General features: G+C 59.7%; 26 protein-coding genes and 2 pseudogenes. 18 read left to right on the top strand and 10 right to left on the bottom strand.

The window, feature by feature from the left end:
- Positions 1 to 21: 21 nt before the first annotated feature.
- A complete protein-coding gene (locus AB4N91_RS15390; RefSeq protein ID WP_010459059.1) occupies positions 22 to 657 on the top strand; it encodes a hypothetical protein in 636 nt (211 codons plus the stop codon).
- Between the two features lie 38 nt (positions 658 to 695).
- Here AB4N91_RS15390 and AB4N91_RS15385 read toward each other — a convergent pair whose 3' ends face one another.
- The 3 genes from AB4N91_RS15385 to AB4N91_RS15375 all read right to left on the bottom strand — a co-directional run bounded on the left by AB4N91_RS15385 (position 696) and on the right by AB4N91_RS15375 (position 3,908).
- On the bottom strand, positions 696 to 1,241 hold the full coding sequence (locus tag AB4N91_RS15385; protein WP_077748788.1) for a hypothetical protein: 546 nt from the start codon (positions 1,239 to 1,241) through the stop codon (positions 696 to 698).
- Between the two features lie 178 nt (positions 1,242 to 1,419).
- Complete coding sequence (locus AB4N91_RS15380; protein WP_010459062.1) at positions 1,420 to 2,124, bottom strand: NlpC/P60 family protein; 705 nt, start codon at positions 2,122 to 2,124, stop codon at positions 1,420 to 1,422.
- 23 nt (positions 2,125 to 2,147) lie between these two features.
- Entirely contained in the window at positions 2,148 to 3,908 is a 1,761-nt protein-coding gene (locus AB4N91_RS15375) for a caspase family protein (RefSeq protein ID WP_191650589.1), read from the bottom strand.
- A 788-nt stretch (positions 3,909 to 4,696) separates the two neighbouring features.
- On the opposite strand from AB4N91_RS15375, the gene AB4N91_RS15370 reads away from it, so the two are divergent.
- The 5 genes from AB4N91_RS15370 to AB4N91_RS15350 all read left to right on the top strand — a co-directional run bounded on the left by AB4N91_RS15370 (position 4,697) and on the right by AB4N91_RS15350 (position 10,114).
- Complete coding sequence (locus AB4N91_RS15370) at positions 4,697 to 6,700, top strand: aminotransferase class I/II-fold pyridoxal phosphate-dependent enzyme (RefSeq protein ID WP_077748789.1); 2,004 nt, start codon at positions 4,697 to 4,699, stop codon at positions 6,698 to 6,700.
- Positions 6,701 to 6,728: 28 nt separating this feature from the next.
- Entirely contained in the window at positions 6,729 to 7,517 is a 789-nt protein-coding gene (locus AB4N91_RS15365) for a transporter substrate-binding domain-containing protein (protein WP_154911592.1), read from the top strand.
- A 172-nt stretch (positions 7,518 to 7,689) separates the two neighbouring features.
- Complete coding sequence (locus AB4N91_RS15360) at positions 7,690 to 8,403, top strand: ABC transporter permease (RefSeq protein ID WP_010459070.1); 714 nt, start codon at positions 7,690 to 7,692, stop codon at positions 8,401 to 8,403.
- Positions 8,404 to 8,408: 5 nt separating this feature from the next.
- A complete protein-coding gene (locus AB4N91_RS15355; protein WP_010459072.1) occupies positions 8,409 to 9,107 on the top strand; it encodes an ABC transporter permease in 699 nt (232 codons plus the stop codon).
- A complete protein-coding gene (locus AB4N91_RS15350) occupies positions 9,107 to 10,114 on the top strand; it encodes a DMT family transporter (RefSeq protein ID WP_154911593.1) in 1,008 nt (335 codons plus the stop codon). Before AB4N91_RS15355 ends, AB4N91_RS15350 begins: the two co-directional genes overlap by 1 nt.
- On the opposite strand, the pseudogene AB4N91_RS15345 reads toward AB4N91_RS15350, so the two are convergent.
- Positions 10,070 to 10,555: pseudogene (locus AB4N91_RS15345) on the bottom strand (TetR family transcriptional regulator C-terminal domain-containing protein); the annotation flags it as partial. The gene AB4N91_RS15350 and the pseudogene AB4N91_RS15345 sit on opposite strands and share 45 nt — an antisense overlap.
- A 173-nt stretch (positions 10,556 to 10,728) precedes the next feature.
- Between AB4N91_RS15345 and AB4N91_RS15340 the strand changes: the two are divergent.
- Entirely contained in the window at positions 10,729 to 11,745 is a 1,017-nt protein-coding gene (locus AB4N91_RS15340; protein ID WP_460110784.1) for a M14 family metallopeptidase, read from the top strand.
- Between the two features lie 63 nt (positions 11,746 to 11,808).
- Here the strand turns inward: AB4N91_RS15340 and AB4N91_RS15335 are convergent, their stop codons facing one another.
- Positions 11,809 to 11,958 (bottom strand): hypothetical protein, encoded by a 150-nt coding sequence (locus AB4N91_RS15335; RefSeq protein WP_191650590.1) that lies wholly within the window; start codon positions 11,956 to 11,958, stop codon positions 11,809 to 11,811.
- A 165-nt stretch (positions 11,959 to 12,123) separates the two neighbouring features.
- Between AB4N91_RS15335 and AB4N91_RS15330 the strand changes: the two genes are divergently transcribed.
- The 8 genes from AB4N91_RS15330 to AB4N91_RS15295 all read left to right on the top strand — a co-directional run bounded on the left by AB4N91_RS15330 (position 12,124) and on the right by AB4N91_RS15295 (position 18,183).
- The gene (locus AB4N91_RS15330; RefSeq protein ID WP_010459079.1) at positions 12,124 to 12,504 is read left to right on the top strand and encodes a RidA family protein; all 381 of its coding nucleotides are present in this window, start codon (positions 12,124 to 12,126) and stop codon (positions 12,502 to 12,504) included.
- A 237-nt stretch (positions 12,505 to 12,741) separates the two neighbouring features.
- Positions 12,742 to 13,368 carry a hypothetical protein gene (locus AB4N91_RS15325; RefSeq protein ID WP_083377122.1) on the top strand — a complete coding sequence of 209 codons (627 nt, stop codon included), beginning with the start codon at positions 12,742 to 12,744 and terminating at the stop codon, positions 13,366 to 13,368.
- Positions 13,368 to 13,799: a phage holin family protein gene (locus AB4N91_RS15320; RefSeq protein ID WP_083377121.1), complete on the top strand. Its 432-nt coding sequence runs from the start codon at positions 13,368 to 13,370 to the stop codon at positions 13,797 to 13,799. Before AB4N91_RS15325 ends, AB4N91_RS15320 begins: the two co-directional genes overlap by 1 nt.
- Positions 13,796 to 14,620 carry a DUF3618 domain-containing protein gene (locus AB4N91_RS15315; RefSeq protein WP_102593351.1) on the top strand — a complete coding sequence of 275 codons (825 nt, stop codon included), beginning with the start codon at positions 13,796 to 13,798 and terminating at the stop codon, positions 14,618 to 14,620. The genes AB4N91_RS15320 and AB4N91_RS15315 overlap by 4 nt, the downstream gene beginning before the upstream one ends.
- Positions 14,621 to 14,948: 328 nt before the next feature.
- Positions 14,949 to 15,833, top strand: coding sequence for a manganese catalase family protein (locus AB4N91_RS15310; protein WP_154911596.1), 885 nt, complete (start codon positions 14,949 to 14,951; stop codon positions 15,831 to 15,833).
- Positions 15,834 to 15,898: 65 nt separating this feature from the next.
- On the top strand, positions 15,899 to 16,069 hold the full coding sequence (locus AB4N91_RS15305) for a hypothetical protein (protein WP_154504182.1): 171 nt from the start codon (positions 15,899 to 15,901) through the stop codon (positions 16,067 to 16,069).
- Positions 16,069 to 16,998, top strand: a complete 930-nt coding sequence (locus AB4N91_RS15300; RefSeq protein WP_154911597.1) for a ZIP family metal transporter — start codon at positions 16,069 to 16,071, stop codon at positions 16,996 to 16,998. The genes AB4N91_RS15305 and AB4N91_RS15300 overlap by 1 nt, the downstream gene beginning before the upstream one ends.
- A gap of 33 nt (positions 16,999 to 17,031) precedes the next feature.
- Positions 17,032 to 18,183 carry a carboxylate-amine ligase gene (locus AB4N91_RS15295; protein WP_460110764.1) on the top strand — a complete coding sequence of 384 codons (1,152 nt, stop codon included), beginning with the start codon at positions 17,032 to 17,034 and terminating at the stop codon, positions 18,181 to 18,183.
- A gap of 285 nt (positions 18,184 to 18,468) precedes the next feature.
- Here the strand turns inward: AB4N91_RS15295 and AB4N91_RS15290 are convergent, their stop codons facing one another.
- A complete protein-coding gene (locus tag AB4N91_RS15290; RefSeq protein WP_460110761.1) occupies positions 18,469 to 20,175 on the bottom strand; it encodes an amidase in 1,707 nt (568 codons plus the stop codon).
- A gap of 261 nt (positions 20,176 to 20,436) precedes the next feature.
- On the opposite strand from AB4N91_RS15290, the gene AB4N91_RS15285 reads away from it, so the two are divergent.
- The gene (locus AB4N91_RS15285) at positions 20,437 to 20,829 is read left to right on the top strand and encodes a GFA family protein (protein ID WP_010459086.1); all 393 of its coding nucleotides are present in this window, start codon (positions 20,437 to 20,439) and stop codon (positions 20,827 to 20,829) included.
- An 18-nt stretch (positions 20,830 to 20,847) separates the two neighbouring features.
- On the opposite strand, the gene phnE is transcribed toward AB4N91_RS15285, so the two are convergent.
- From phnE to AB4N91_RS15265, 4 genes and pseudogenes are all read right to left on the bottom strand, one after another.
- Positions 20,848 to 21,615: a phosphonate ABC transporter, permease protein PhnE gene (gene phnE / locus AB4N91_RS15280; protein ID WP_145310745.1), complete on the bottom strand. Its 768-nt coding sequence runs from the start codon at positions 21,613 to 21,615 to the stop codon at positions 20,848 to 20,850.
- The gene (locus tag AB4N91_RS15275) at positions 21,612 to 22,439 is read right to left on the bottom strand and encodes a PhnE/PtxC family ABC transporter permease (RefSeq protein ID WP_077748803.1); all 828 of its coding nucleotides are present in this window, start codon (positions 22,437 to 22,439) and stop codon (positions 21,612 to 21,614) included. The genes phnE and AB4N91_RS15275 overlap by 4 nt, the downstream gene beginning before the upstream one ends.
- Entirely contained in the window at positions 22,433 to 23,230 is a 798-nt protein-coding gene (locus AB4N91_RS15270) for a phosphonate ABC transporter ATP-binding protein (RefSeq protein ID WP_077748804.1), read from the bottom strand. Before AB4N91_RS15270 ends, AB4N91_RS15275 begins: the two co-directional genes overlap by 7 nt.
- Positions 23,231 to 24,079 (bottom strand): annotated as a pseudogene (locus AB4N91_RS15265) (putative selenate ABC transporter substrate-binding protein); the annotation flags it as partial.
- Between the two features lie 645 nt (positions 24,080 to 24,724).
- Here AB4N91_RS15265 and AB4N91_RS15260 point away from each other — a divergent pair.
- Positions 24,725 to 25,087, top strand: a complete 363-nt coding sequence (locus tag AB4N91_RS15260; protein WP_010459091.1) for a DUF6124 family protein — start codon at positions 24,725 to 24,727, stop codon at positions 25,085 to 25,087.
- A 389-nt stretch (positions 25,088 to 25,476) separates the two neighbouring features.
- On the top strand, positions 25,477 to 25,839 hold the full coding sequence (locus AB4N91_RS15255) for a hypothetical protein (RefSeq protein ID WP_172962148.1): 363 nt from the start codon (positions 25,477 to 25,479) through the stop codon (positions 25,837 to 25,839).
- The last annotated feature ends 158 nt before the right edge of the window (positions 25,840 to 25,997 follow it).

Raw genomic sequence — 25,997 nt, 5'->3', positions numbered from 1 at the left:
CCATCATTTAAAGGAGTTGTCATGCAATTTGGGAAAATTCTAGGGTTGGCCTTGGTGCTCGGGCTAAGTGGTTGCGCCAGCTTTACCAAAGACGAAGTCGCTCCGGTCAATTTGCCGTCGATGGCCAGTTATTCGAACAAACCGAATGTCTACGTAGACTTCGATTTCTATCAAGGCGAGCCGAAAAGCGCTTCAGCCGTTGAAATGCCGCAAGCACGCGACATGCTAAAGCCGGAGCTGCAAAAAGTGCTGACCGATTCCGGTCTGTTCGGTCGCGTCACACTGGACGAGTTCCAGAAGCAGCCGGGTGATTACAACCTGCGCTTGAAGGTTTACAACCATCCACCGGGCGGTGGTCAGATGGTCATGGCCTTTATCAGTGGCCTGACGTTTACCGTCATCCCGACACTGGCGACCGACCAATACACCATGAGCCTGGAGACGCTGGATTCCCAAGGGCAGACGCTGACCAACGCGAGCAACCATGACGGAATCAATACCTGGATGGGCATCTGGTTTGTGCCGTTGATGGCCAACACCCCGAAAGAGGCAATCAGCGATACCTTCAGCCGCCAGGTCAATGCTCTGCTCAAGCAAGTCGTCGAGAGCAAAAGCCTGAAATACTCGGCACTCGATGCACAGGTGCCGCGGGCCTGACAAAAAAAAGAGCCGCACAAGCGGCTCTTTTTTTGCCCTTACTTGAGGGCTTGAATGAACTGCGGGTCGCTGTACAACGTCTTCAGCAAATCACGAACCATCGGGTTGTAGGCATTGGCCGCATTGGGGATCGCAATGGCGCCGAAAAAGCTGCTGTCCCACTGGCGGCTGACATCCTTGGTCGCGTCGTAAACCACCTCGTTGCCCTTGAGCAATGTAAAGCGCGCAGCAAGCTGGCCCGTGCCAGTGCCCATGCCTGCGGTCAGTTCATTCTTGACGACCAGCACATCCAGATGTCGCTGAGCTTGCGGGTTCAGCAGGCCCGCCCGACCCAGTTCTTCGGTAATCGCGTCCTGTATATGTTGCGTGATACTGCCGCTCGGCGAGCTGATCGGGTTGGCCCGGACTGTCAGTGAGCCCTTACCGGCATCCGCCTTGACCAGAGCATTGCTGATCGATTGCAAGGGTGGGGTTTGCTTGAGCTGTTGGACGTTTTCAAAGCTCGGCTCATAACGGGTCATGGTCACGCCACAACCTTGCAGCAACAGGGCGAACAGAGGGACCAACAATAGAAGTTTTTTCACGGCGTTTCCTTACGTGAGTGTTACCGGGGGCAGGATTATCGACTGATGGCAGATGGCTAGCAACCGGCGTTTAAGCGTCGGTCAGAGGAGCGTTGTGCATTTGCCCGGCAGGGCAAAAAAAGGGCGCCTTCTTCAAAGCGCCCGTTTTATGCGGTATGTGATTTGATTTCGCGAACCCTCAAGCTTCGTTCCTGGACAAATCCTCGGTTCTGTTCATGACGATGATGGCGTCGCCTCCACCCAAAGAGCTTGCCTTGCGCGGCCAGCGCGCTTTGAGAAATCGATCTTTGCCTACCCAAGTCAGGCACACCTTGTCCGTTTGATTGCCGCCCAGAATCCGGTACGCGTTGCTATCCTCGCCGGTATAGAACCCGACATGACCCTTGCCACTGTTTTTTGATTCACGCCAGAAGACCATCACCGCGCCGAGTCGTGGCACGGTGGATTCGCCAAATTTTTCCCATTGCCGCGCACCCAGGGGATTCGAAGGAAGCACTTCTTCGGGCATCGTAGAACCCACGCAATGCGCAACAAACAGACCGCACCAAGGCACCTCGTCGCCGGGGTAGTGAAGGTCGAGATCGTCGGCCCAATCCAGAATGGTGGGATTGTTCTTGTCGCCAAGGACTTCCCTGGTACCGATCAAGTTTTCCGCTTCCGCCAGCCACGGTAGAAGCGGGCCCGCAGGGACATGGTCAACATCAGAAAACAAGGCGGCGGAGGTCTTGGGACCGACGATGCCATCGGCCTCCAGTCCAACGCTGTCCTGAAAGGCTTTCACTGCGGCGATGGTTCTTCTCCCCCAGATCCCGTCGACTTCGCCGGGAAAAAAGCCGTCGGCAATCAATGCCTGTTGAATACTTCTTACCGTTTCACTGCTCATATCAATCTCCAGACGATGGCGACTCAGGGAACGACTTTGCCGAGCAAATCCTTCGGCCCGACGATCGCCGGCTTCTGGTCATAACCCAGCTCGGCCAGGAGCTTGCCAGTGGCTCGAACCAGGGCATTGAACGTCGGTCTCTGCTTGGATGAGCGCAGCGTTTGGGCAAGCGCGTAGGTGAACGCACCGTATGAAATAACGCCGTGGCGGTATTCGTAAGACAGCTGGGATTCGCCGCAGGCGTACATGAGGATCGGCAGAAAGGGCCCTTCGTGTTTATAAGCGGCGCGTCGTTTGTCGTAGAGCTTATCGTCGTAACCGCGCACCGCGATGGCCTGGCCGACCCTCCGGATGCCGTCGCGATTGCTCACGGTATTGGCCGATTCGGCCTTCTGCGCACTTTTGCGGGCCCGTTTCACCCAGTCACGTTCCACCCACATTTGCAGCCCGGGCTCCCAGCGCAACGCGCGATGGCGGATGTCATCCGGCGGCGTAAGTCCGCGAGCACGCCGAGCGCCGTCGCGCGTCATGCCGCCCGAATGGCAGCAATCGAAGATCGTTATGAACTGCGTGTCATACGGAAGCTGGATGTAGAGGTCGCGAAAGTCGTTGTCGACGATGGCGTGTGCCGGCGTCCAGTCGAAGTCCCACGGGCACAGGCATTCGTCGATGCGGTCGGCTTCACCCGTGGCATTGGCGTTGGGAATCTGCGCACCGTGCCCAGAATAAAAGAGCACCCGGCGGTCACCGGCCTGGGCGTCGTCGAGCAGCCAATGCAGGCGATCGCGAATGCCAGCAGCGGTAGCGCGGTCATCGAGTACGACGCGGATATCGTCCGGCGAAAACTTCGACTCTTGCAGCAAAGAACTCATCAGGAAAACGTCATTGACGCAACCTTCGAGTCGATCGGACGGATTGGGGTAATTGTTGATGCCGATCAGCAACGCCTTGTCCCGCGAGCGCCGCACCGTGCGCGCCTTGGGGACAGCAATGCCCAGTGACTTGTCGACGGCGGCGAGCCGTTTGTCGAAGCCTTTCGCTTTGCCGGCCTGCAACAGGGGGCCCCAGACATTGGTCACGGTCTCGGCATGGCCGAGGTAGTAAGTCGCGTCATGATTGAGGACGTCGTCGGGCTTATCGAACGGTGTCATGACCTGGGTGAAGTTGGTATCGCGCAGATACAGCGGCGCGGTAAAAACCTGATCGTGTTCGTTGTAGAGGTGGTACCACTTGCGCGCATCGTCGATGCCTTCGATGCGCCCACCAAATGTCTCGCGCACTGCCGGGTTGGCAATCTGTGAGCCGAACGTGATCAGCGCCCGGTTGTTCATCAGGGAGGGATCCCGACGGAACGTGTCGTAGGCGACCAGCGTACCCAGACTGTGCGCACAGACGATGTCCGGTTGCGAATCGCTGATAACGCTGGCGAGGTCCTTACGCAGAGTGGTCCGTAACGCTTCGTCCGCAGACCATTGGGCGACCATGCCGGCCGTCCAGCGCAGGCGATCGGAAAACTGCCCGATGCCGCGATTGCGCCTGAACACGTCACCCACTGAATGGATGACCGCGCTGGTCAGAAGGCGCAGCGTGGCCTCGGCGATGTCGGCTGCCCCCAGTCCACTGGAGGAAAAGCGCTCGTCGTATTGAAGATAATCCAGCTCGACGTCGGTATTTGGCGCCACGCGCGCCACTGCCGTGGTAATCGCCCGGTGCCAGGATTCCTGAAAACTCTCATCTGCCTCTTCGTGGCCTATGCCATGTATACATAGAATTTTGATTTTCATGTTCATTCCCTTGCGCTGACAGCAAACTTGCCGGCGACGTAGAAAAAGGATATTTCTGCGTAGTGGACTGTTAACACTCCAATGGTGGAAATAAGTATTCATTCCTGGTGTTGCGGGAAGCGTTGTTTAAATGTGCTTCTCAGAGGTTTCGAGTTGAGCATATTAGAGGAGTTAAAATCGTTCGAATTTTTTTTATGATCAAATGGAATGAAGAAGCTTGTTTTCAGTTGAGTCAGTGATTGAGGGTGGCTCCTGTTATGTAATTTGTTGATTTTAAATAAATAATTAATATACGAAGGAGTGTTTGTATTGTCCGTTTAAGTGGCTATTTGAGTTCGAATATACAATTGTTTTTAGGGGGCTATTACGTTCTGAAGTTTCTGGTTTTCTACTGTCTTACTTGCGTTACAGTCAAGTGTGCCAACATTGAAACAATAGACTCATTTCTGAAACAGATAATGCCGGATTCAGGTGTTGAAAAAATAAGCAGTGGATAAAAAGGCGCGGATTTCTTTTTGGCCATCGGCTACCCAGTCTTCATGTTTTGAAAAATGTCAGATTGTTTATTGCTGCTGTGGCCAACTTCGAACGAACGACCAGACCCTGCGCTCACGACAAGATCTCCGGACCTAGAAACGGCACGACTGTCGTAAAAACGACCTGTTTACGCTGAACGCGAACCCTGTTCACTTTTCTGTTGAACGAGTGTTCAGCTTCGACTATGTTCGTTCCACCTCCCCGGCTGGTTGCGCGGGCTTGCGTTTCTTCTTTTCGAACGAGGCACTGGCATGCGGTTTTCACCCTTTGTTGAGCGGATTTCAGGCGACGGTGTAGCCGCCTGGGATATTCACAATGCGGCATTTGAAGCCCAGCGCCGTGGTGAGGATGTGATTATTCTCAGCGTCGGCGACCCGGATTTCCCCACCCCCGACTTCATCACCGATGCCGCGATTCATGCGCTGCGTGAGGGTGACACCCATTACACCGAGATCGCCGGTCGCCAGGCTTTGCGGGAAGCCATCGCCGCTCGGTACAGCGTGCTGTTTGACCGTGAGGTGACGGCGCCAAACGTCATCATTTCGGCGGGGGCACAGAACGCGCTGTTCATCACCTCGATGTGCCTGCTCAATACCGGCGACGAAGTGATTGCCCTGGACCCGATGTACGTGACCTATGAGGCAACGCTCAAGGCGTCCGGCGCCACGCTGGTGCGCGTGCCGTGCTCGGCGGATTCAGGTTTCCGGCTCGATGCCGCCGTACTGGCCAAGGCCATCACCCCGCGCACCCGGGCGCTGTTCTTCTCCAATCCGAATAATCCGACCGGTGTGGTGCTCAACCGCGAAGAGCTGCAAGCCATCGCCGACCTCGCCATCCAGTACGACCTGTGGGTCGTGGTGGACGAGGTCTATGAAAGCCTGACCTTCGAACGCGAGCACCTCAGCCTGGCCGCGTTGCCGGGCATGGCCGAGCGCTGCGTAGTGATCGGCAGCCTGTCCAAATCCCACGCGATGACCGGCTGGCGTACCGGTTGGATCGTTGCCGATGAAGCCCTCGTGGCTCACGCCGAAACCCTGGTGTTGAGCATGCTTTACGGTTTGCCGGGCTTTGTCATGGAGGCTGCGCTCAAGGCAGTTCAAGCCCATGAAGAGGTGACCCACGGCATGCGCGACATCTATCGCCGTCGTCGCGATCTGGTGGTGACCAGCCTGTCGGATTGCCCGGGAATTTCTGTGCTCACTCCCGATGCCGGCATGTTCGTGCTGGTGGACGTGCGTGACACCGGCCTGACCTCTCTGGAGTTCGCCTGGCGGCTGTTGCGCGAGGCGCGTGTCTCGGTGCTGGATGCGGCGGCGTTCGGCGAGCCGGCCCAGGGCTTTGTGCGGCTCTCGTTCACTCTGGGTGAAGAACGACTGGCCCAGGCCTGCCAGCGCATTCGCGACTTTGTGCGGGTGTTGAAAGGCGAAGCGCCGCGGCCGGTGATCAGCCGTGTGACCTGCGAAGCGGCGGTTGAGCCGGTCAAGCCCAAAACCATGATCGAAGTCGATGGCCTGCACAAACGCTTTGGCAATATCGAGGTCCTCAAAGGCGTTTCCCTTACTGCTCGCGAAGGTGATGTGATCTCACTGATCGGTGCCAGCGGCTCGGGCAAAAGCACCTTGCTGCGCTGCATCAATATGCTCGAAGTGCCGGACCAGGGGCGCATTCTGGTGGACGGCGAAAGCATTCACCTGAACTTCGATCGTCCCGGCACGCCGTTGGTGAAGGACGCCAGGCAACTGGTGCGTATCCGTTCGAGCCTGGGCATGGTGTTCCAGAACTTCAACCTCTGGCCCCATCGCACGGTGCTGGAAAACCTCATCGAGGCCCCGACCCAGGTCCTGCGTGAAAGCCGTGCGGAGGCCACTGAACGGGCCGAAGCCTTGCTCGAACGCGTGGGGCTGGCGGCCAAGCGCAACGAGTACCCGGCGTTTCTCTCCGGGGGACAGCAGCAGCGGGTGGCCATCGCCCGGGCCCTGGCCATGCGGCCCAAGGTCATGCTGTTCGATGAACCCACCTCGGCACTCGACCCGGAACTGGTCGGCGAAGTGCTGCGGGTGATCCGCTCCCTCGCGGAAGAAGGCCGGACCATGATCCTGGTGACCCATGAAATGGCTTTCGCCCGCGATGTCTCTTCCCAAGTCGCCTACCTGCACCAAGGGCTGATCGAGGAAACCGGTTCGCCGGACGACGTGTTTGTACACCCACGCAGCGAGCGTTGCCGACAATTCGTCAACGCTCATCAGACTCGCTGAAAACATCATAAAAAGACGGGGAAAAATCATGGGAAATCGACGTTTGGCAAACTGGATGACGGGCGTGGCCTGCGTATTGCTGGCCGGGATGAGCGCGGCACAAGCACAACCTATACGGTTCGCAGTCGCAGCCGAACCCTATCCGCCGTACACCGAGAAGCAGGCCAACGGTGAATGGAAAGGCTTTGAAGTCGACCTGATCCACAAGCTGTGCAGCGAAATGAAAGCCGAGTGCGAGATCAAGGAAGTGGCGTGGGACGGGATCATTCCATCGTTGCTGGCGAAGAAGATCGACGTGATTTTCTCGTCGATGTCGGTGACTGAGGAGCGCGAAAAACAGATCGCCTTCAGCAAGGCGTATTACGACTCCGTGATTGCGATTGTCGGGCCGAAGGGCTCGTCGGTGAAAACGTATCCGGATGACCTCAAGGGCAAGATCATCGGTGTGCAGAACTCGACGGTGAGCGCCAGTTACCTCAAGCAGTACTACGAAAAAATCGCTGACGTGAAGTATTACGACACCCAGGACTCGGCCAACGCCGACCTGATTGCCGGTCGCATCGACCTGATGATGGCGGACGGCACGGCGATGGCAGCCTTCGTGCAGACCCCGGATGCCCGCAACAGCAACCTGGAATACCTGGGCGCCGTGCCGTATGACCCGATTTTCGGCAAAGGCGTGGGCGCTGGTCTGCGCAAGGATGACGCCGAACTCAAGGCCCGACTCGACAAAGCCATCACCTCTTTGCTGGCCAGCAAAGACTACGACAACCTGTCCCAGCATTACTTCGGCACCAGCGTGAAACCCGCGTTCTGACGGCCACGCGCAAAACAACTCCATGGAATGAAATTTTCCTGAGGAAACACCCATCCCCGTAGGAGCGAGGCTTGCCCGCGAAGGGGCCCTTGAAGCCGCCAAAAGCTTCGCGGGCAAGCCTCGCTCCCACAAGAGGGCGGTGGTGCGTCCAGGCCACCGATTGGAGACTGAAATGCCAGCCATGTTCGAATTGATCAACTTCAGCGAAACAGGATGGGGCGGTGCACTGTTGAAGGGGCTTTGGATGACCCTGCAAATCTCGGCCGGGGCTTTTGTGGTCGGGCTGTTCATCGGTCTGGTGGTGGCCTGCCTGAAGCTCGGCGCGCCAAAGCCGATTGCGGCGCTGATGCGTGGTTACACGACCTTGTTCCGGGCGATTCCGGAGTTGCTGTTGATCCTGCTGCTGTACTACGTCGGCTCAATGCTCCTCAATTCGCTGATGACGCAGATGGGCTACGGCGTCGTCAATGTCAGCGGTCCGTTGGCCGCCATCGTGGTGCTGGGGCTGGTGCAGGGCGCGTACGCCTCGGAGATTTTCCGCGCGGCGATCCAGGCGATCCCCTTCGGCCAGATTGAAGCGGCGAAGGCCTTCGGGCTGAGCGGTTTCGGTCTGTTCCGACGCGTCACGCTGCCGATCATGGCGCCGTATGCGATGGCCGGCATGGCTAACCTGTGGATCAACCTGATCAAGGACAGCGCCTTGATCAGTGTGGTCGGCACCAACGAGTTGTTGTACACCGCCAAGCAAGGGGCGGGTTCGACGCGTCATTACTTGTTGTTCTACCTCACGGCCGCGGCGTTGTATTACGCGGTGACGTTGGTGTCCAACTACCTGTCTGGACGGCTCGAGCGGCGTATTCGTCGTTGGATGCCTTTGGCTGAGTGAATGAAATGATTCCAGCGTGGATAGTTGAATACGCGGCGCTGTTGGGCCGGGGACTGCAAACGACCATCACCATCCTGTTAATTTCCAGTGTGCTCGGTTTTGCGCTGGCGGTGCTGGTGGCGCTGGCGCGGATCTCGAAAAACAAGGGGATCGCCAAGGCCAGCCAGTTCTACACCAGCGTGTTGCGCGGTACGCCGTTGCTGATCCAGATCTACATCTTCTACTACGGGCTCGGCAGCGTGTTTGCGCAGTTCCCGCTGATACGCGGCAGTTTTCTCTGGCCGTATTTGCGCGACGGTTACTGGTACATCGTGTTCGCCCTGGTGTTGTCGGTGGGCGCGTATGTCGGCGAAGTGATTCGCGGCGGGCTGCTGGCGGTGCCAAAAGGCGAGATGGAAGCGGCCTCGGCGTTTGGCATGACGCCGCGCCAATCGCTGCTGCGGGTGCGATTGCCTCGGGCGCTGCGGTTGCTGTTGCCGACACTGGCCGGGGAAACCGTGATGTTGCTGAAATCCACGGCGCTGGCCTCGACGATTGCGATTGTCGATCTGCTGGGTGCCGCGAACGTGGTGCGGGCGCAGACCTTGCAGGTTTATGAACCGTTGTTGCTGGTGGCCGGGGTCTACGTCTGCCTGACGTTCCTGATCGAGGCGCTGTTTGCCTTTGCCGAACGGCGCGGGACGCCTGTGCGCAGGTCGGTGTAATGAGCACCTCGCAGGTCGTCGACCGTTCGCTGCAGGGCATCGGCCTGTGCACCTTGGGGTACATGTTTCTGACGTTGCAGGACGCGGTCATCAAGTGGCTGGTGACCGATTATTCGGTGGTCACCATCCTGTTCTGGCGCAGCCTGGTGGTGGTCGTCGCGTGCCTGTTGGCCGGGCGCCTGCGCCTGGTCCAGCGGGCCTGGCGTTCGCCGAGCCGGCGCTTGCTGGTGGTGCGCGGTTTGTTGTCGATCGTGGCCTGGCTGCTGTATTACACGGCCGCCCGTGACCTGTCTCTGGCGGAAATGACCACCCTGTATTTTTCCGCGCCGATCATGGTCACGGTGCTGGCGGCGGTGATTCTCAAGGAGCGGGCCAGCGGCTGGCAGTGGTTTTCCCTGATCCTGGGGTTTGTCGGGGTGATCATCGCTTGTCGTCCAAGCAACATCGCCGATCCGTGGCCCATCGTGCTGACGCTGCTGGCGGCGATGTGCTGGGCGTTCACCTACATCCAGTTGCGTCAGGTGGATGACCAGACGTCAGTGCTGGAGCAGATGCTGATCACCAACGTGGTGTTCGTGCTGTGCATGACCGTCGCGCTGCCCTGGACGTTCACCCCGGCACCGACGCCGGCGTGGCTGGGCATGCTGGTTGCCGGTCTGGTGGGTGGTATCGGTCAGTTCCTGCTGTTTGCCAGTTTTCAACGGGCCACTGCCACCTTGCTCGCGCCGTTCGAGTACACCGGTTTGATCTGGGCGTTCCTGCTGTCGAGTCTGATCTGGGGCACATTGATGGATGTGTCGCTGATGATCGGTGCCGGCCTGATCGCGGTCAGCGGCACCCTGGCGATGATCTTCGGGCGCCACCTCTCACAGGATGTCGTCGGTGCTGAATGCTCCGTGACGCAGCCCCTTTATCCAGCAGCGACAGATGTGGAGGCCGTTGGCGGGGCTGAAGGTTTCGGGGTTGAGGCACCACTCGATCCAGAGTCCGTCGAGCATCGCCGATAAACCGATGGCGGCCAGGCGTGTGTCGTGGATCACGAAACCTTCGCTGGCGGCCATGTCATCGAGCAACTGGCGCAGCAGATCGAGGTAGGCGCGGTAGCTTTTTTCGTGGGACTGGCTGACGTGTTCGGAGTGCCGAATCAGGCTCCAGAACACCACCCAGACGCCAAGCAATTGCGGGTCCATGACCCTTGGCGAAAAAGAACCGACGAGAAACGCGTCCATTTTTTGCGCCGGGGTGGCGGCCTGCTGGATTTCCAGGCGCAGGGCGGTGGTCAGTTCGCTGGCGATCTTCTGGTACGTGTCGGCAATCAACGCATCGATGCTGCCGAAATGGTGATTGAGCAGGCCGACGGACACCCCGGCTTCGGTGGCTATACGGCGCACGGAAATGCCCGCATGGCCGTCGCGGACCAGGCAACGCAACGTGGCGGCCACCAGCATCTCGCGACGCTCATCGGGCTCCGCGCGACGGTTTTTTGGAGAGGGGGTTGTCACACGGGAATCCTTGGGTGCAGTGCCAGGTTGGCGAGCTTAGTTGAACATGCGTTCAATCTCCAGTGTCGGCCGCAGTGATGCACCGGTTTTTAACGTTCATGACGGGGGAGGACAAGCAGATGGCGCAGGATATTTCGTTCAGTGTTCGCAACAACAACGGTGATCCGATGCAGGTCGGCGCGTGGCGTTTCGGGGGCGACGGCAGCGGGCCGAAGGTGCATTTGCAGGCGGGGGTGCACGCCGACGAAATCGCCGGGATGCTGGTGTTGCATCTGTTGATGCAACGGCTTCTAGTCGTCGAGGCCGAGGGCCGGCTCAAGGGCAGTGTGACGGTGGTGCCGCAGGCCAATCCCCTGGGTATCGGGCAGTTTCGCCAGGGGCGGATTCTCGGTCGCTTTCACGATGCGACCGGGCATAACTTCAACCGCGCGTTCGACCAGTCAGCCGCGATGGAGCAACCTTCGACCAACGTCCAGGAATGGCAGAAAAGCCTGGTGCAACTGGCGTCCACGGCGCAGGTGATGCTCGACCTGCACACCGATGACGAAGCCTTGCCCTACCTCTACGTGCACCGCAGTTTCTGGCCCCGTGCCCGCGAATTGGCGGCGGCGATGAAGATGGACGTGGCGATCATCTGGGATGACGGCGGCGACGGCTCCTTCGAAGAAACCATCATCGCGCCGTGGCTGCGTGATGGCGTCACCGCGCAACGCATGGCCGCGACCCTGGAGCTGCGTGGGCAGGGCGATGTCAGCGATCGGTTGGCCGAGCAGGACGCCGCGGGACTGTACGCCTGGCTGTGCAGTTGCGGGGTCATCGACGAGGCGTTGTCACCCGGCGACTGGCCCGTCGAAGTGATGGAAATGGGCCAGATGGAAACCATCCTCGCGCCGCAACCCGGGGTGTTGATCTTTGAAAATGAACTCGGTGACTTCGTCGAGGAAGGGCAGCGCTTTGCGCGGATTCTGCGGCGGCCCGGTGATCCGTCTTCCGAAGTGGTGCTGGTGGCCGAGCAGGCGGGGCGGATGGTCACACGCTATCGGGACCGGCTCGTGTCGCAGGGCATGGTGGTGGCGAAATTCACCGGGAGCCGGATTTCGCGCAACTGGAGTGGCGGGTTGCTGGACCCGAACTAGGCGCAGAGCATTCGTTCAGCCTGTTGGCCACCTCCGCTGAAGATAAGCGGGGTGGCCTTCACGCTAGTTCCCATCCGCCACGTTGCGTTCTATCTCATCTATCTTTCGTTGGAGCGCCTCGGCTTCATCCTCTTCGGGATGCGTTTCTGAATCGAGCTCTTCGGCGTCCTTGTCTTTCCGATCCCGTTCGATGTCACTGTCATCGCTGTTCATCGCGTGTACCTCCGTTGACTTACACATTGGATGCAGGGGCGCAGAGGGAGTTCGAGATTTTTTTTGCCGGGGTTCAAGCGCACATGCAATCCCGGCTTCGGCCTGTAAACTGTCCGCGCTCAAGGCATCGACCGCCTCGTTATTCCTTCAAGAAAGAGATCCTCCATGGCAAACCAAGACATCACGTTCACCCCTGATCCCGACGCGGATTCCATCTCCTCCGACGTCGCCGGTTTCGGCGGCATGCTGGTCTCCACCCAAATCCCCACCCGCGCCGATGGCAGCCTGGAACTGGGCGATATCACCCTGCAGAGCGAGTGCACGCTGCAGGCGCTGAAGGTCGCGCTGGAGCGTGCCGGCAGTTCCATGGACCGGGTGCTGCACCTGACCATTTACCTCACCGACATGGCCGACCGCGCCGCGTTCAACGAGGTTTATAAACGCTTCTTCGCCAAACCGTGGCCGGTTCGTGCCGCCGTTGGTGTGGCCGCCTTGGCGGTCGAAGGCATGCGCGTGGAAGTCACCGCGATGGCCGCCAAAGCCTGACGGTGCGGGTCAGGTGTGATGAAAATCCACCTGACCCGGTTTCAAAAACAACGACCTTGCATGCCTCCTCGCGATACCCCTTATCCCTCTACGAATTTAGTTTCGCCTCCCACAGAAAAGCAGATCATCACTCCGTTGGAACTCCCCATCACCCCCCTTCGTCATCTGCAGTGAGGGAGGCTGCACTCACTGCGAACTCCCGGAACGCTTGATTACAGACAGAAGGCGAGGGATGACATGAATACTTCAGACAGCACCACCGGGAGTCAGCCAGACAAGCCCGATTCCCCAGGGCCGGAGCCAGGCTTTGAGCACTTGAAGGAGGACGTGACGGAGGCACTTGAGGGTGCACGACAACAGGCGGACGCTCAGTTCGGGCAATACCGCGACACCGCCGCCGATCAGATCGAGGCTTTGGCCAAGGGCGCGAAATCGGTTGTCTCCGAACTCGAAAGCAAGGACACCCTCGGCATGTCCGACTACCTGGCCGACATGGCGGAATCCATGAGTGGTCTGGCCGGAAACTTGCGCGGCAAAAGTGCCGAACAGCTGCTGCATGACGGGGCCGAGCTGGCCCGCAGCAATCCAGGGCTGTTCATTGCCGGCAGCATCGCGCTGGGCTTCGGCCTGTCGCGATTTCTGAAGGCCGGCAGTTCCCCGGCGGCCACCTTCACCGATGCCAACAACCCGGCAGCCGGCCACTCGATGCCTCCGCCAGGCGGTTTTGGTGCGCAACGCCCCTATGAAACCTCCGTCGCGTCACGCACTGACAACACGCCGGCCCCACCGAGCGAGCAAGACCACCCTTCGAACTTCGCGACGACCTCCACACCAGGTTCGACAAACGTCAATGGAGCACTGTGATGAACAGAGAAGATCCAGATTTTCCAGGCTCAAGACCGGTGCACGCGCCGGACCATGACGCTTCGGTCGTCGGTCTGTTACGTCAGTTATCCCGTGAAGTGCCCGCGCTGTTCACCAAGGAACTGGCGCTGGCCAAAGCCGAACTTCAAGCCAGTCTCACAACACTCAAAGCCGGCATCGCCGGGGTTGCGGGAGGGGCGATTGTCCTGTTGGCGGGGTTCATCATCCTGTTGATGTCCGCAGTCTATGGCCTCAGCACCGTGATGGCGCCGTGGCTGGCGGCGCTGATTGTTGGCGTGGTGGTGATGATCGTCGGGTTCGCCATGCTGCAGTCCGGGAAAAAACAATTCGAGCCGTCCCACTTCAAGCCTGATCGCACGCTGGATGCCTTGAACAAAGACCAGGAAGCGCTGCGGAGGAAAGTCTCATGAACAGTGAATTCGACATCGAAGCGGCAAAAAGCCCTGAAGCCATCGAGCGTGAAATCGATGCTCAGCGGGCGAGTATCGGCAACATCGTCGATGCGCTGGAAAGCAAGTTCACCCCTGGGCAGATGTTCGATCAGGCGCTGACGATGATGCAAAGCAACGGCACGACATTCCTGACTAACCTGGGCACCAGCGTTCGCAACAATCCGGTTCCCGCCGTCCTGACATCCGTCGGTTTGCTGTGGTTGATGATGAGTCAGAATCGCCCGCCGTCACCCCGTCCAGGCTATCGCGTGGGTCCGGATCAAAACAAAGTCGGCGAGTGGGCCGACGGTCTGGCTGATGGCATCGACAGTGCCCGTGACCATTTGCACCAGACGGCTGACACGCTCAAGGACGGTTATCAGACTATCAAGGGCAAGGCCGCTCACATGGGCGACAACCTGGGTGCTGCTACCGACACCATCAGTCATGCCGTGCATGATGCCAGTGACCGGTTGGTCCGCAGTTCGCAGGTGCTGGGGACTCAATTCAGTCAGTTGTTGAAGGAGCAACCCCTGATGGTCGCCGCCGCGGGCATCGCGTTAGGTGCCATGCTGGGCGCGGCATTGCCTTCGACAGCGACCGAGCAACGCTACATGGGCAAAACCAGCGCCGGCCTGGCCGATAAGGTAAAGCAACAGGCGAGGGAGGGGTTCGAGGCTGTGCGCGACACCGTGACCAAAACCACCGATCACTCGGACGTAGAAACGAAACCGCAAGGGGAATACCACGCGGCTTCCGATACACCAGCCGATCTGTCACGAGGTTTGGGCACCTCGTAATCCGGCGCTTCATAAAGGGCTGCAAAAAACAGCGGGAGGCCTGACACAGACCTCCCGTTTTTTTCCGCTTCTCAAGCACCGTCGAACGATGAAAAACAGGTGAGACAGCGGTGGAGATCTGGCGACCGATAAAAGTTTGAATCGATTGATTGATCGCCGACGACTGGTGACAAAAGCATGCCAAAACCCGCCGCCAATGCCGCCTGTCGCGAGTGGCCAATCTTTTTAAAATTTTCTCAGGCGCGGCACCTTCAGATAACTGTGGGCGGCGCATTTGGTCATTTGCCGGATGGGTATCGACGCCCCTTCAGGCCTGAGGAGATTCGTCATGTTTCTACATAACAAACGACTTCAATACACCGTGCGTGTCGCCCAACCCAACCCGGGGTTGGCGAACCTTTTGCTCGAACAATTCGGCGGCGCCCAAGGCGAACTGGCGGCGGCGTCCCGCTACTTCACCCAGGCTTTGGCCGAGGATGATCCGGGAAGAAAGGATCTGCTAATGGACATTGCCACCGAAGAGCTCAGTCACCTGGAGGTCGTCGGATCGATCATCGTGATGCTCAACAAGGGCGCCAAGGGTCAACTGGCAGAAGGGGTGGACGAAGAAGGCGAGCTGTACCGCGCGATCAATGGAGCAGGCAATGACTCGCACATTACCAGCCTGTTGTACGGCGCCGGGGCACCGCTGACCAATTCGGCCGGAGTGCCGTGGTCGGCCGCGTATGTCGACACCATCGGTGAGCCGACCGCTGACTTCCGCTCCAACATCGCCGCCGAGGCTCGCGCCAAAATCGTCTACGAGCGCTTGATGAACATCACGGATGATCCCGGGGTGAAAGAGGCGCTGGGGTTTCTGATGACCCGCGAGATCGCCCATCAACTCTCCTTTGAAAAAGCCCTGCACGCGATCCAGCCGAACTTTCCGCAGGGCAAGCTTCCCGGCATGCCGGAATTCACCAACGTCTATTTCAACCTGTCCCAAGGCGAAGGCAGCACTCGCGGGCCATGGAACCAGGGCGAGGACTGGAATTACGTGGACGATCCACAGCCGGCAGTCGATGGCGGGGACGGCACGGCAAGCGTCCAGCTCAGCGCCGAAGACGAAGAGCTGTTGCTGGCCATGAAAGTCCGCACGATGTCTGACCCTGAAAGCGATCCGATCACGGGTGCTGACTTGGGGGCGGGCCTCTACGGAAAACCCGATGCGTGACGAGGGTCACCGCACGCCACCCGGCGTGCGGTTTTTTGTGGTGCTGGAGAGTTGAGGTGAACCCCATGAATTCCAATCCAGACGCTTTTTCCGCAGAGGCTACACAGGACTTTTATCGGCTGTTCAATACCACTGCAATGGCGTTCGAACGAGACGCTTTGCGGATATCAAAACAGATCCGGATGGCTGCGCCTGAAGCGACCCGTAAGCGCTCCAACGGAAAACAGGTGTCCTGATGTCGGACCATTCTTCGCCTGCAAGAGGCCCTTGGCGCGTCTGGTTTGCCCCAGGAAAAAGCGGCAGTTGGCTGAGCATTCTGTTCTGGTCAACTCTGGTGGGTGTCACCGCTCTGCTGCTGGTCAGCGGCTACAGCGCCTTGACCGGGGCGGACCGAGTCAACTTGCGGTATGCATTCCTGGGCGGCGTCTCGGGTTTCGGCGCGACCGCACTTGGCGCCGTTTTGGCCGTGGTCTTGCGTGACATTGCCGCACGGACTCAGGACATCATGCTGGGTTTCGCCGCGGGCATGATGCTCGCGGCCAGTTCGTTCTCACTCATTCTTCCTGGCATCGCGGCGGCGCAGGCCATTTGCGGCAATAAGCTGCTGGCGGCGTGTGTCGTGGTCCTTGGGTTGGGTTTGGGCGTGGCTCTGATGATCGGGCTGGATCGCTTTGTCCCACATGAGCATCAGAAGATTGGTCGCAAGGGCCCGCACGCACAGCGCATCAATCGAGTCTGGCTGTTCGTGTTGGCTATCACGCTACATAACTTGCCGGAAGGCATGGCCATCGGCGTCAGTTTTGCCAACGGGGACATGAAGGTGGGTCTGCCATTGACCACCGCGATTGCCATCCAGGACATCCCCGAAGGACTGGCCATTGCACTGGCGCTGCGAGTGACGGGTGTGTCGACGTTGCGGGCGGCGCTGATCGCGGTCGGCTCAGGGCTGATGGAGCCATTGGGCGCTGTCGTGGGACTGGGCATTTCCACCGGCTTCGCGCTGGGTTACCCGGTTGCCCTGGGCCTGGCGGCGGGCGCGATGATTTTCGTCGTCTCCCACGAGGTGATTCCCGAGACACACCGCAATGGACACGAAACCCCGGCGACGTTGGGCCTGATGCTAGGGTTCGGGCTCATGATGTTTCTCGATACGGCGTTAGGCTAGGCTTGATTCAAGGGCAAGGTGAGGGGTGAGGCGATGGACAGGCACCTGAAGTTTGGCATTGAAGAGGAATACTTCATTACGGACCTGGCCACCCGGCGCATGGCCGAGAATCCTCCCGACGTATCGATTGAAGCGTGTCAGGGGGTGCTCGGCGATTGTTTTGCCCATGAAATGTTCAAGGGGCAGATCGAAGTCGCGTCCCCCATCTTCACCAGTGTCGCGCAAGCAGCGCAGTACCTGTTTTCTGCGCGCTCAAGGTTGCGGGGGACGCTCGAACGTCACGGTCTGGGACTGCTCAGTGCCGGCAGCCACCCATTGAGCGATTGGCGTTTGCAGCACGCCACCGACCATCCTCATTTTGTTCAACTGTTTGAAGACTACCAGCATGTGGCAAGGCGCAGCGTGCTGTCCGGCCTGCACGTGCATGTTGAAGTGCCAGGGCACGTGGACCGTATTCAAGTGATGAACCAGGTCTTGCCGTGGTTGCCGCTGTTGTTGGCACTGAGCACATCGTCACCTTTTTGGGACGGCGCCGACAGCGGCTTCATGAGCTACCGTCAAACGGCGTGTGATGAATGGCCGCGGATGGGCATTCCTGAATTCTTCGAAGATCAAAGCGCCTATGAAGCCTACGTCGCCATGCTGATCCGCACCGGCACGATCAAGCAGGCGGGCGATTGCTGGTGGGGCTTACGACCTGCCGCGAAATACCCAACGCTGGAGATGCGCATGACGGATGCCTGTCCGCGCCTGGATGACGTCTTGTGCATCGCCTCTTTGTTTCGCTTGCTGGTGGCCCATGCCATTGACCAACCTCGCCCGGGATTGAGCTATTCGCAAGTGTCGCAATGGATCCTCAAGGAAAATCGCTGGCGGGCGAAACGGTCCGGCATCCACGCAGCCTTCATCGTTGAAGGCTACGATCGACCGTTCTCTGCGGCGCAATGGCTGTTCAGGGCGCAACAGATTCTTGGAGACACGGCGCAGAAGATGGGCGTGGAGGATGTGTTCGCCCAGGCCCGTCGGATTCTCCGGGACGGCACCAGTGCAGACCGGCAGCGGAGAGTGTATGCGCGAGCCTTGCGTGGGGGAGGGGATGTTGACGCCGCGTTGTCGCAAGTCGTGGATCAGCTGCTGATGGAAACGTCGCAGGCGCCGTGCATCAGTGAAACGGCGCTCACCTAAGACCGAAGATAATCTCCAGCCGAACAAGCCCCCTGTGGCGAGTAATGCTGTTCACTTAAACGCAACGTCGTATCTGTGGCGAGGAAGCTTGCTCCCGTTGGACTGCGCAGCAGGCCCTTTTTGGGGGCGCTTCGCGACCCAGCGGGAGCAAGCTCCCTCGCCACAGGGTTCTTGTTCGACTGGAGATTGTCTTGGATCAGTGAAGTTTTGAGTTTTGGAGTCCGGGTGAATTGATGACAAGGCGGGATTGGAGCCTGCACTGGCCCAATCCCGCGCGCTGCTATTTCAGCCCTGCAACGGCGGTGTCCGAGGCGGGATCATTCGTTTGCTGCCGGCCGACTCAAACGCTGAAGCGAAGCGCAGCAGCGCTGAGTCGTCATAGGCACGACCGGCAAAGGTCAGCCCGACCGGCATGCCGATGTCCGGCATGATGCCCATCGGCACCGTGACCGTCGGCACACCGAGGTGGCGGATGGCGAGGTTGCCGTTGGCGACCCACACACCGTTACTCCACGCGATGTCCGCCGACTGCGGATCGACATCGGCATTTGCCGGCCCGACGTCGGCCACTGTCGGGAACAGCACCGCATCGAGCTTCAGCCGGTCCATCCAGTCTTCAAGGTCGATTCGACGTGTTTCTTCAAGCCCGCGCAGGCCGTCCGGCAGCGTGGTGATCTGATCCCACGGCGTGATGCCACGCTCGGCCATCTTCACGTATTCGTCCATGCCGGCGGCAAGGTCGTCTTCGCGATTGGGCAGGGTGCCTGGGTCATGCGGGAAGATCAGCGGCCCGTCGACATCGGCCAGGCGATTCAGTTTCGGATCACCGTTGGCCCGCAGAAAATCATCGAACGCCCAGGCCGACAGGTCCCACAACTCATGGTGCAGGAACTCCTTGGACACCAGGCCGCGGGTGAACACGGTCGGTGCGCCCGGACGATCGCCTTCGCAATTCGATACCAGCGGGAAGTCGACTTCGACCACCTCGGCACCCGCGGCTTCGAGTGCCCGCCGGGCGTCTTCCCAAAGACCGATCACGCTAGGGCGGGTATTGATTTTCTGCCCCGTCGGGCCACCGATGCCCGGCGCCTCGCTGGTGCCCGCGTCAGGGTCCGCGTTGATGTACATGCGCGGCACGCCGAAGCGTTTTCCAGCGAGCGCATCGGTGGTCGCGGCCAGCCCGGCGTAGGACGCGGGGCGCACCGAAGCGACGCTCGGTATCGGCACCCAGGGTTGCATCCGCCACAGATCGCCGCGTGTGTCCGGGTCTTGCGCCACCACCACGTCGAGCACCTCAAGCAGGTCGGCCATGGTTCGCGCGTAGGGCACAACCACGTCCATCGTCGGCGTCAGCGGCCAGTTGCCGCGCACCGAAATCACCCCGCGCGAAGGGGTATAGGCGCACAAGCCATTATTCGAGGCCGGACCGCGGCCGCTCGACCAGGTTTCTTCGGCAAGGCCGAAGGCCGCGAAACTGGCGGCGGTGGCCGTCCCGGCGCCGTTCGATGAGCCCGATGCAAAAGGCGCCGTCAGGTAGTCAGCGTTGTACGGGCTCTCGGCCCGGCCATAGACCCCGCGCTGCATGCCGCCATTGGCCATCGGCGGCATGTTGGTCTTGCCCAGGCAGATGGCCCCGGCGGCGCGCAGCCGTTCGATGGTGAAGGCATCGCGATAGGCAATCAGGTTTTTGAAGGCCGGACTGCCAGAGGCCGCGGTGAGGCCTTTCACCAGATAACTGTCCTTGGCCGTGTAGGGAATGCCATCCAGCGGGCCGAGCGTTTCGCCCTTGGCCCGACGGGCATCGGACGCTTGCGCTTCGTTGAGCGCCTCGGGGTTGCGAACCACCACCGCGTTGAGCGCGGTTGGCGTGTCAGGGCCGTCGTAGGCGTCGATTCTGGCAAGGTAGGCCTGGACCAGTTCAACTGCCGTGGTCTGGCCAGACTCCAGCGCCGCTCGCAATCGGGCAATGGACACTTCGGTGACTTCGATCATGCTGTTACCACTGACGGCTGATGGGGAAGGAGGTGGCAGTTGGCCTCTTGCCAGGTCTTGGGCTCAGGGGTATCACTTGTCTGAAAATGGGTGTTCATATCGATTTCTCGTTTCACGGCAATACACGACAGGGTCTGGACTTGAAACCTGGGCTGCCTATTTAGCACCAAGGAAGGCACGGAGGGAAACGGTGCAGCGGATTGTGCCGGTTACGACACCTTCTGTTCCATCCCGTCGTGTTTGATTCAGAGGGGATGCAACATGGACCGATTCACCGGTGGCTGCGTGTGCGGCAATGTTCGAATCGAGGCATCAGGACGGCCCTACCGGGTCGGCCTTTGCCACTGTCTCGATTGCCGCAAGCATCATGGGGCCCTTTTCAATGCCAGCGCGATCTTCCCTCAGGAGGCGGTGACGATCGAGGGCGAAACACGCGACTACGCCGGGCGGCATTTTTGTCCGCGCTGTGGATCGTCCGTTTTCGCACGCACCGCCGATGAAATCGAAGTGAACCTGGGGTCTCTCGATGCCCCTGATCAACTGACGCCAACCTACGAAAGCTGGATCGTGCGTCGCGAGTCCTGGTTGCCGGCGTTTGCGCTCATCAGGCACTACGAACACGACCGTGAGGGTACGGGGCGTTTGGAGGAGTAGGGCGTTCTGCGAAAGCAGTCAAGCCTTGACCCAGCGTTGACGGCTCCAGCTGCTCAATGAATCGACGGCGATCACCAGTAGCAACATGGCCAGGATTACCGTGCTGGCTTGAGCTTCCTGGAACAGGCTGAGGCTGACATACAGCATTTGCCCCAAACCACCGGCGCCGACGAATCCGAGCACACTGGCCATGCGAATGTTGTTTTCCCAGCGGTACAGGATGTACGCCAGCAGCTGCGGCAACAGGTTGGGCAGTGTGCCGTAGCAGAACGCCGAGATGGCATTGCCGCCCTGCAGGCGGATGGCATCGGCCGGTTCGGGCGGGGTGTTTTCCAGTGCTTCGGCAAACAGCCGGCCGAGTACGCCGGTGGTGTGCAGGGCCAAGGCGAGGGTGCCTGCATTGGGGCCGAGTCCGGCGGCCAGCACCATCAGCGCCGCCCATACCAGTTCCGGGACCGCGCGCAAGGCATTGAGGACCAGGCGCGATGCACTCTGCAACGGCCAGCCGAAACGCCCGGCCGCGGGCAATGCCAACAGCAGCCCGAAGACCGCCGCGAGCAGGGTGCCCAGGGCGGACATGGCAATGGTTTCCAGCGCGCCGTGACCGATGGCTTGCAGATGACCCGCGCTCAGGTCCGGGCTCAGGAAACGCTGCACATAGGCAGCCATCTGCTTCAGGTTGCCGGCGCTGCCGAGTTCGCCGAGGTCGATGCCCAGGTAGATGAACGAGGCGACTGCCGCGGCGCCAATGCTCAGGAGCAGCACCAGGTTGATCAGGCGATTCATGTCAACCTCCAGCGCAGCAGGCGGCTGAGTTGATCGGCCAGCAGCACCAGGACGAGGAACGTCAGTAACAAACTGGCCACTTCACCCCCGGCGAACATGCGTAGCGACAGATCCATTTGCTGACCCAGACCGCCGGCACCGACAAAGCCCATCACCACCGAGGCGCGGATCGCGCACTCCCAGCGGTACACCGTGTACGACAGCAGCTCCGCCGCGACATTGGGCAAAATCCCGTAGCAAAACGCCGCCAGTCGACCGCTGCCTGAACGCAGTAATGCATGGGCCGGTCGCTGGTCGACCGACTCGAAAATTTCTGCGTAGACCTTGCCCAACATGCCGCTGTAGGTAATCGCAATAGCCAATACCCCGGCGGTCGGGCCGAGGCCGACGGCGCGCACGAACAGCAGGGCCCAGACGATTTCCGGCACGCTGCGCAGGAAGATCAACAAACCGCGTACCGGCCAACGCAGCAGTTGGCCGCCGAAGCTTGGGTGACCGGCACGGGATGCGGCCGACAGCGACAGGGCGCGACTGGCCAGCAGGCTGGCAGGGACGGCCAACAGCAACGCCAGGGCCATGCCGGCCGTGGCGATGGCCAGGGTCTGCAGAGTGGCTTGCAACAGCAGTTCGATGAACTCGGCGTCATGGGCCGGAGGCCAGAAGGCGGAAACAAACCGGCCCATCTCGCTCTGACTGTCACTCGCCACTAAAACGCCGAGGTCCAATTCGCTGAAGTGGATGCCCGGCCACAACAGGGCGATCGCCAGCAGGGTGAGGAGCAAACGGGGCAGGGCGGCGGGATCGCGCGAGGCAGACGTCAGCATCGGGGAATCTGCACACTCAAGGACACTGGAGGCACCGGTGAGGTGTGCAACTGCTCATTGGCGTAGAGCGTGTCGAGCAGCTCGCGGTCGACGTCGCCGGCCGCAAGGTCGAACAGGATCTGCCCGTCACGCAGGCCGATGATCCGCGAAAAGTGCGCCAGGGCCAGCTCCACCGCATGCAGGCTGGCGATCAGGGTGACGTTGTGCTCCCGGGCGTGGCGGCAGAGCACCGAAAGCGTGTGTTCGGCCAGCACCGGGTCCATTGCCGAAACCGGCTCATCGGCCAGCAGCACCTCGGGCGCTTGATACAACACGCGGGCAATGCCCACGCGCTGTAGCTGGCCGCCGGACAGTTGCTGGCAGTGTGCGAACAGTTTATCGCCCAGGTCCAGCCTGGCCAGCGCCGCGCGGGCGCCCGGAATATCCAGAGGATGCATCAGGTTCAGCAGGCTCTTGCCTAGGCCCCACTGACCCAACTTTCCGGCCAGCACCGCGGTGACCACACGCTGGCGCGGTGGCAGGGGCGGCGATTGATGGATCAGACCGATGCGTGCGCGCAAACGCTGGCGCTGCCGGGCAGACAGCTGCCACGCTCGCTCGCCGAGCACCTGCAACTCGCCGTTGTCCGGTCGCAACGCGGTGGCCAGCAAGTTGAGCAAGCTCGACTTGCCAGCGCCGGACGGGCCGATGACGGCAACCTGCTCGCCTGCACCGATGTGCAGGTTCACCTCTCGCAATGCCTTGACGCCGTTGGCATGGGTCAGGCTGGCCTGGGTCAGACGCAAGGTCATTTCCAGCAGGTCGGCAGCGCGTGCGGCTTCCTCGATGCCTTTGTAATTGTCAGGGCTGGTCTCGATGAACCGGCTGGCCGCCTGCAAATCGAGAATTTCCTTGTCCTTCGGGTTAGCCGGATCGAGTGCCAGGAAGGCCGCCTTGATCTTCGCCGCCAGCGCCGGGTCGAGGGTCCCGCGCACTGTCCAGTTGTAGTCGAAGTAGGCCGGGGTGGTCGCAAACACTTTGACTTTGGCGGTGTCGACCTTGCCGGCAGCGACCAGTTTTTCCCACACGCTGGCGTTCAGCACCCCGGCGTCCACCTTGCCGGCCTGGACCCAGGCGACGGTGGCGTCATGGGCGCCCGAGTAGCCGACGCGGCTGAAGTAGGTTTCTGGCTTGATGCCATCCTTGAGCATGAAATAGCGCGGCATGAGACTGCCCGACGTGGAGGACACCGAGCCGAACGCGAAGGTCTTGCCTTTCAGGTCGGCGAGGGATTTGACGTTCGGGTCGGCGGTGATGAATTTGCTGGTGAACTGGGCATCCTGTTCGCGCTGCACCAGCGGAATGGCATTACCGGTTTTCAGGCGTGCCTGCACAAACGTAAAGCCGCCCAGCCAGGCCAGGTCGATGCGGTCGGTGGCCAGCGCTTCGACCACGGCCGGATAGTCGCTCACCGGCACGAACTCAACCTTCATGCCCAGCTTTTGCTCCAGATAAACGCCCAGCGGCTTGAACTTGCGCAGCAGTTCAGTAGGGGCTTCATCGGGAATCGCGCTGACTTTCAAGGTGTCGGCGGCCTGCGCCAACAGGCTGCCAAATGTCAGGGTAAGGCCGACGGCCAATGCCAGGGTACGCTTGAGCATGGAAGCTCTCCGGTGAATGAACTGAAAAATGATCGATGCGCCTGACGCAAGCTGAACTTGCTTGGCGCTTTGTGAGGGTAGACGAAGCGGGGGCATATTAACCGGTTTTGACCTAGTCAATATGTGTCGTGATGGACTGCACAACCATTGCTCGAACTGAACCTTGACCACGCCGTTGGCATTTAACCGGCATTTTAATCGCTCTCATTGTTTTCTGACGCAAACAGGCCTGCGTGTACGCTTTTGGGCGAGCGCTACGCGTCCCTGTTTTTTGAGTGCTTTAAACATGTTTGGGCGCGCGCGTTTAAAGACACTCGGCGTTACGTCCTAACGGCTACAACGCCTTGCGTCGTTGCCTACGCGTGCGCCAGAATCCGCCGGCTTGTGCGGCTTTTGGGGGGGCTATATCGTTTCCCTGTCACTGAAAAACAGTGATCGGGTTTGGTAGCCCGCTTGTGACAGTCGCATGGCGACACCTTAGGCAGTCCCTTCTTTCGGACTCTGCTTTTATGGTGGGCATGCGTGGGGCTCCTTTGTGAGCGCCGGGTTTCCTGTCGCAACCGGTCTACCAACCCACGTATGGCCGCCACCCTCGTTTGGTAGCGAGAGTGATGGCTCCTTATATTTGTGACGGGAGCTTCATCTATGATCAAACCAACACCCAACCCACCGGACACCAATCCGGCATCCCCCTACGAATCCCTCGATTCCAGAAAACTCCACGAAGCCGCCGAACGCGCCCTCGACCACTACCTCAATCCGGGCGCCCACATCATGGCCAGCAACCACGAACCCGAACCCATGTTCCTCGCCAACCCGGCATACGACACCGAGTCCCTGCTGGCCAACGCCAGCGAATCACTTGGCTCGGCCACTACTATGCTCAGCAATTTTGCGGCGTTATTGGATAACTCACATCGCAAGACGCTGTTGGGGATTACCCAAGTGGTGATGTTGGGGGAATTGGCGGTGAATCAGGCGTTGGATAAGGTTGAGGTGAAAGAGTAAGAGTGCACCCTCTGTGACGGTGGGTTAACCCGTCGTCACAGAGGGGAGGTGACTGCATCAGAATCAAAGGTCCGAACCGGAGGGTATTCGGTTATGAAAGATTTACACGAATTGCCCAGCCTATTGCTCAGGTATGTTCGTCCCTCTTCCTTCCCGTTCGAAGAACCGTTGCACTGGCGGGATGAGCGGGACCGCATCGCCCCCTGACGCGAGGCCCCTGCAAAAAGTAATGACGAATTTGCCTCGACACATCCTGCGCTTTGGGTCGACTGCGACTTTTCGTGACTGACTGCAGTCGGCCAGAAGCAGACGTTCGCAACCGGTTCATCCTTGTAAGGAAAGTCTTAAAACATCAGTATGAATCCACAGATATTTTGAATGGCGAACACATGCGTACTTTTATTTCAGTGCTTCTCATGGGCATAAGCACCTTTGCGGTCGCCGGTTACGATCTACATATCAGTCGCAAGGTTTTCTGGGCTGACGACTTCGGCCCCGAAATTACCTTCGAAGAATGGCAAGAACATTTGAAAATCGACCCACAGGTCGTCAGGGATGTTGCCAATAGCCCTCAGGACTTCATGGTTTCCATACCTGGAGAGTCATTTCCGCTCTGGTATCGCTCAGATCTCGGTGAGCTGTTTACAAAAAATCCGACTGACAAGGCCATCACTAAGCTCGAAGAAATTGCTCGCAGCTTGAACGCAAGAGTTCAAGGTGATGATGGCGAGTTCTATCCAGCGGCACCTTGACTACACATGTCTGCGCAGATGTTGGTCCTGGTGAGAGGTAGTGGTTGCGTAATGGCCGCTTAGGGTCGATGTCTGCCCTTCGCGACGGGCAGACATCGGCCAAAAGCAGTCGGTCGGTCTAGGCTACGAAATCTTGGTTATTCAGAGCGTTCAAGTTT

Source organism: Pseudomonas sp. H3_D04, from assembly GCF_054669175.1.
The sequence above is the reverse complement of the archived record's forward strand: the minus strand, read 5'-3'. Positions and strand labels throughout refer to the sequence as shown.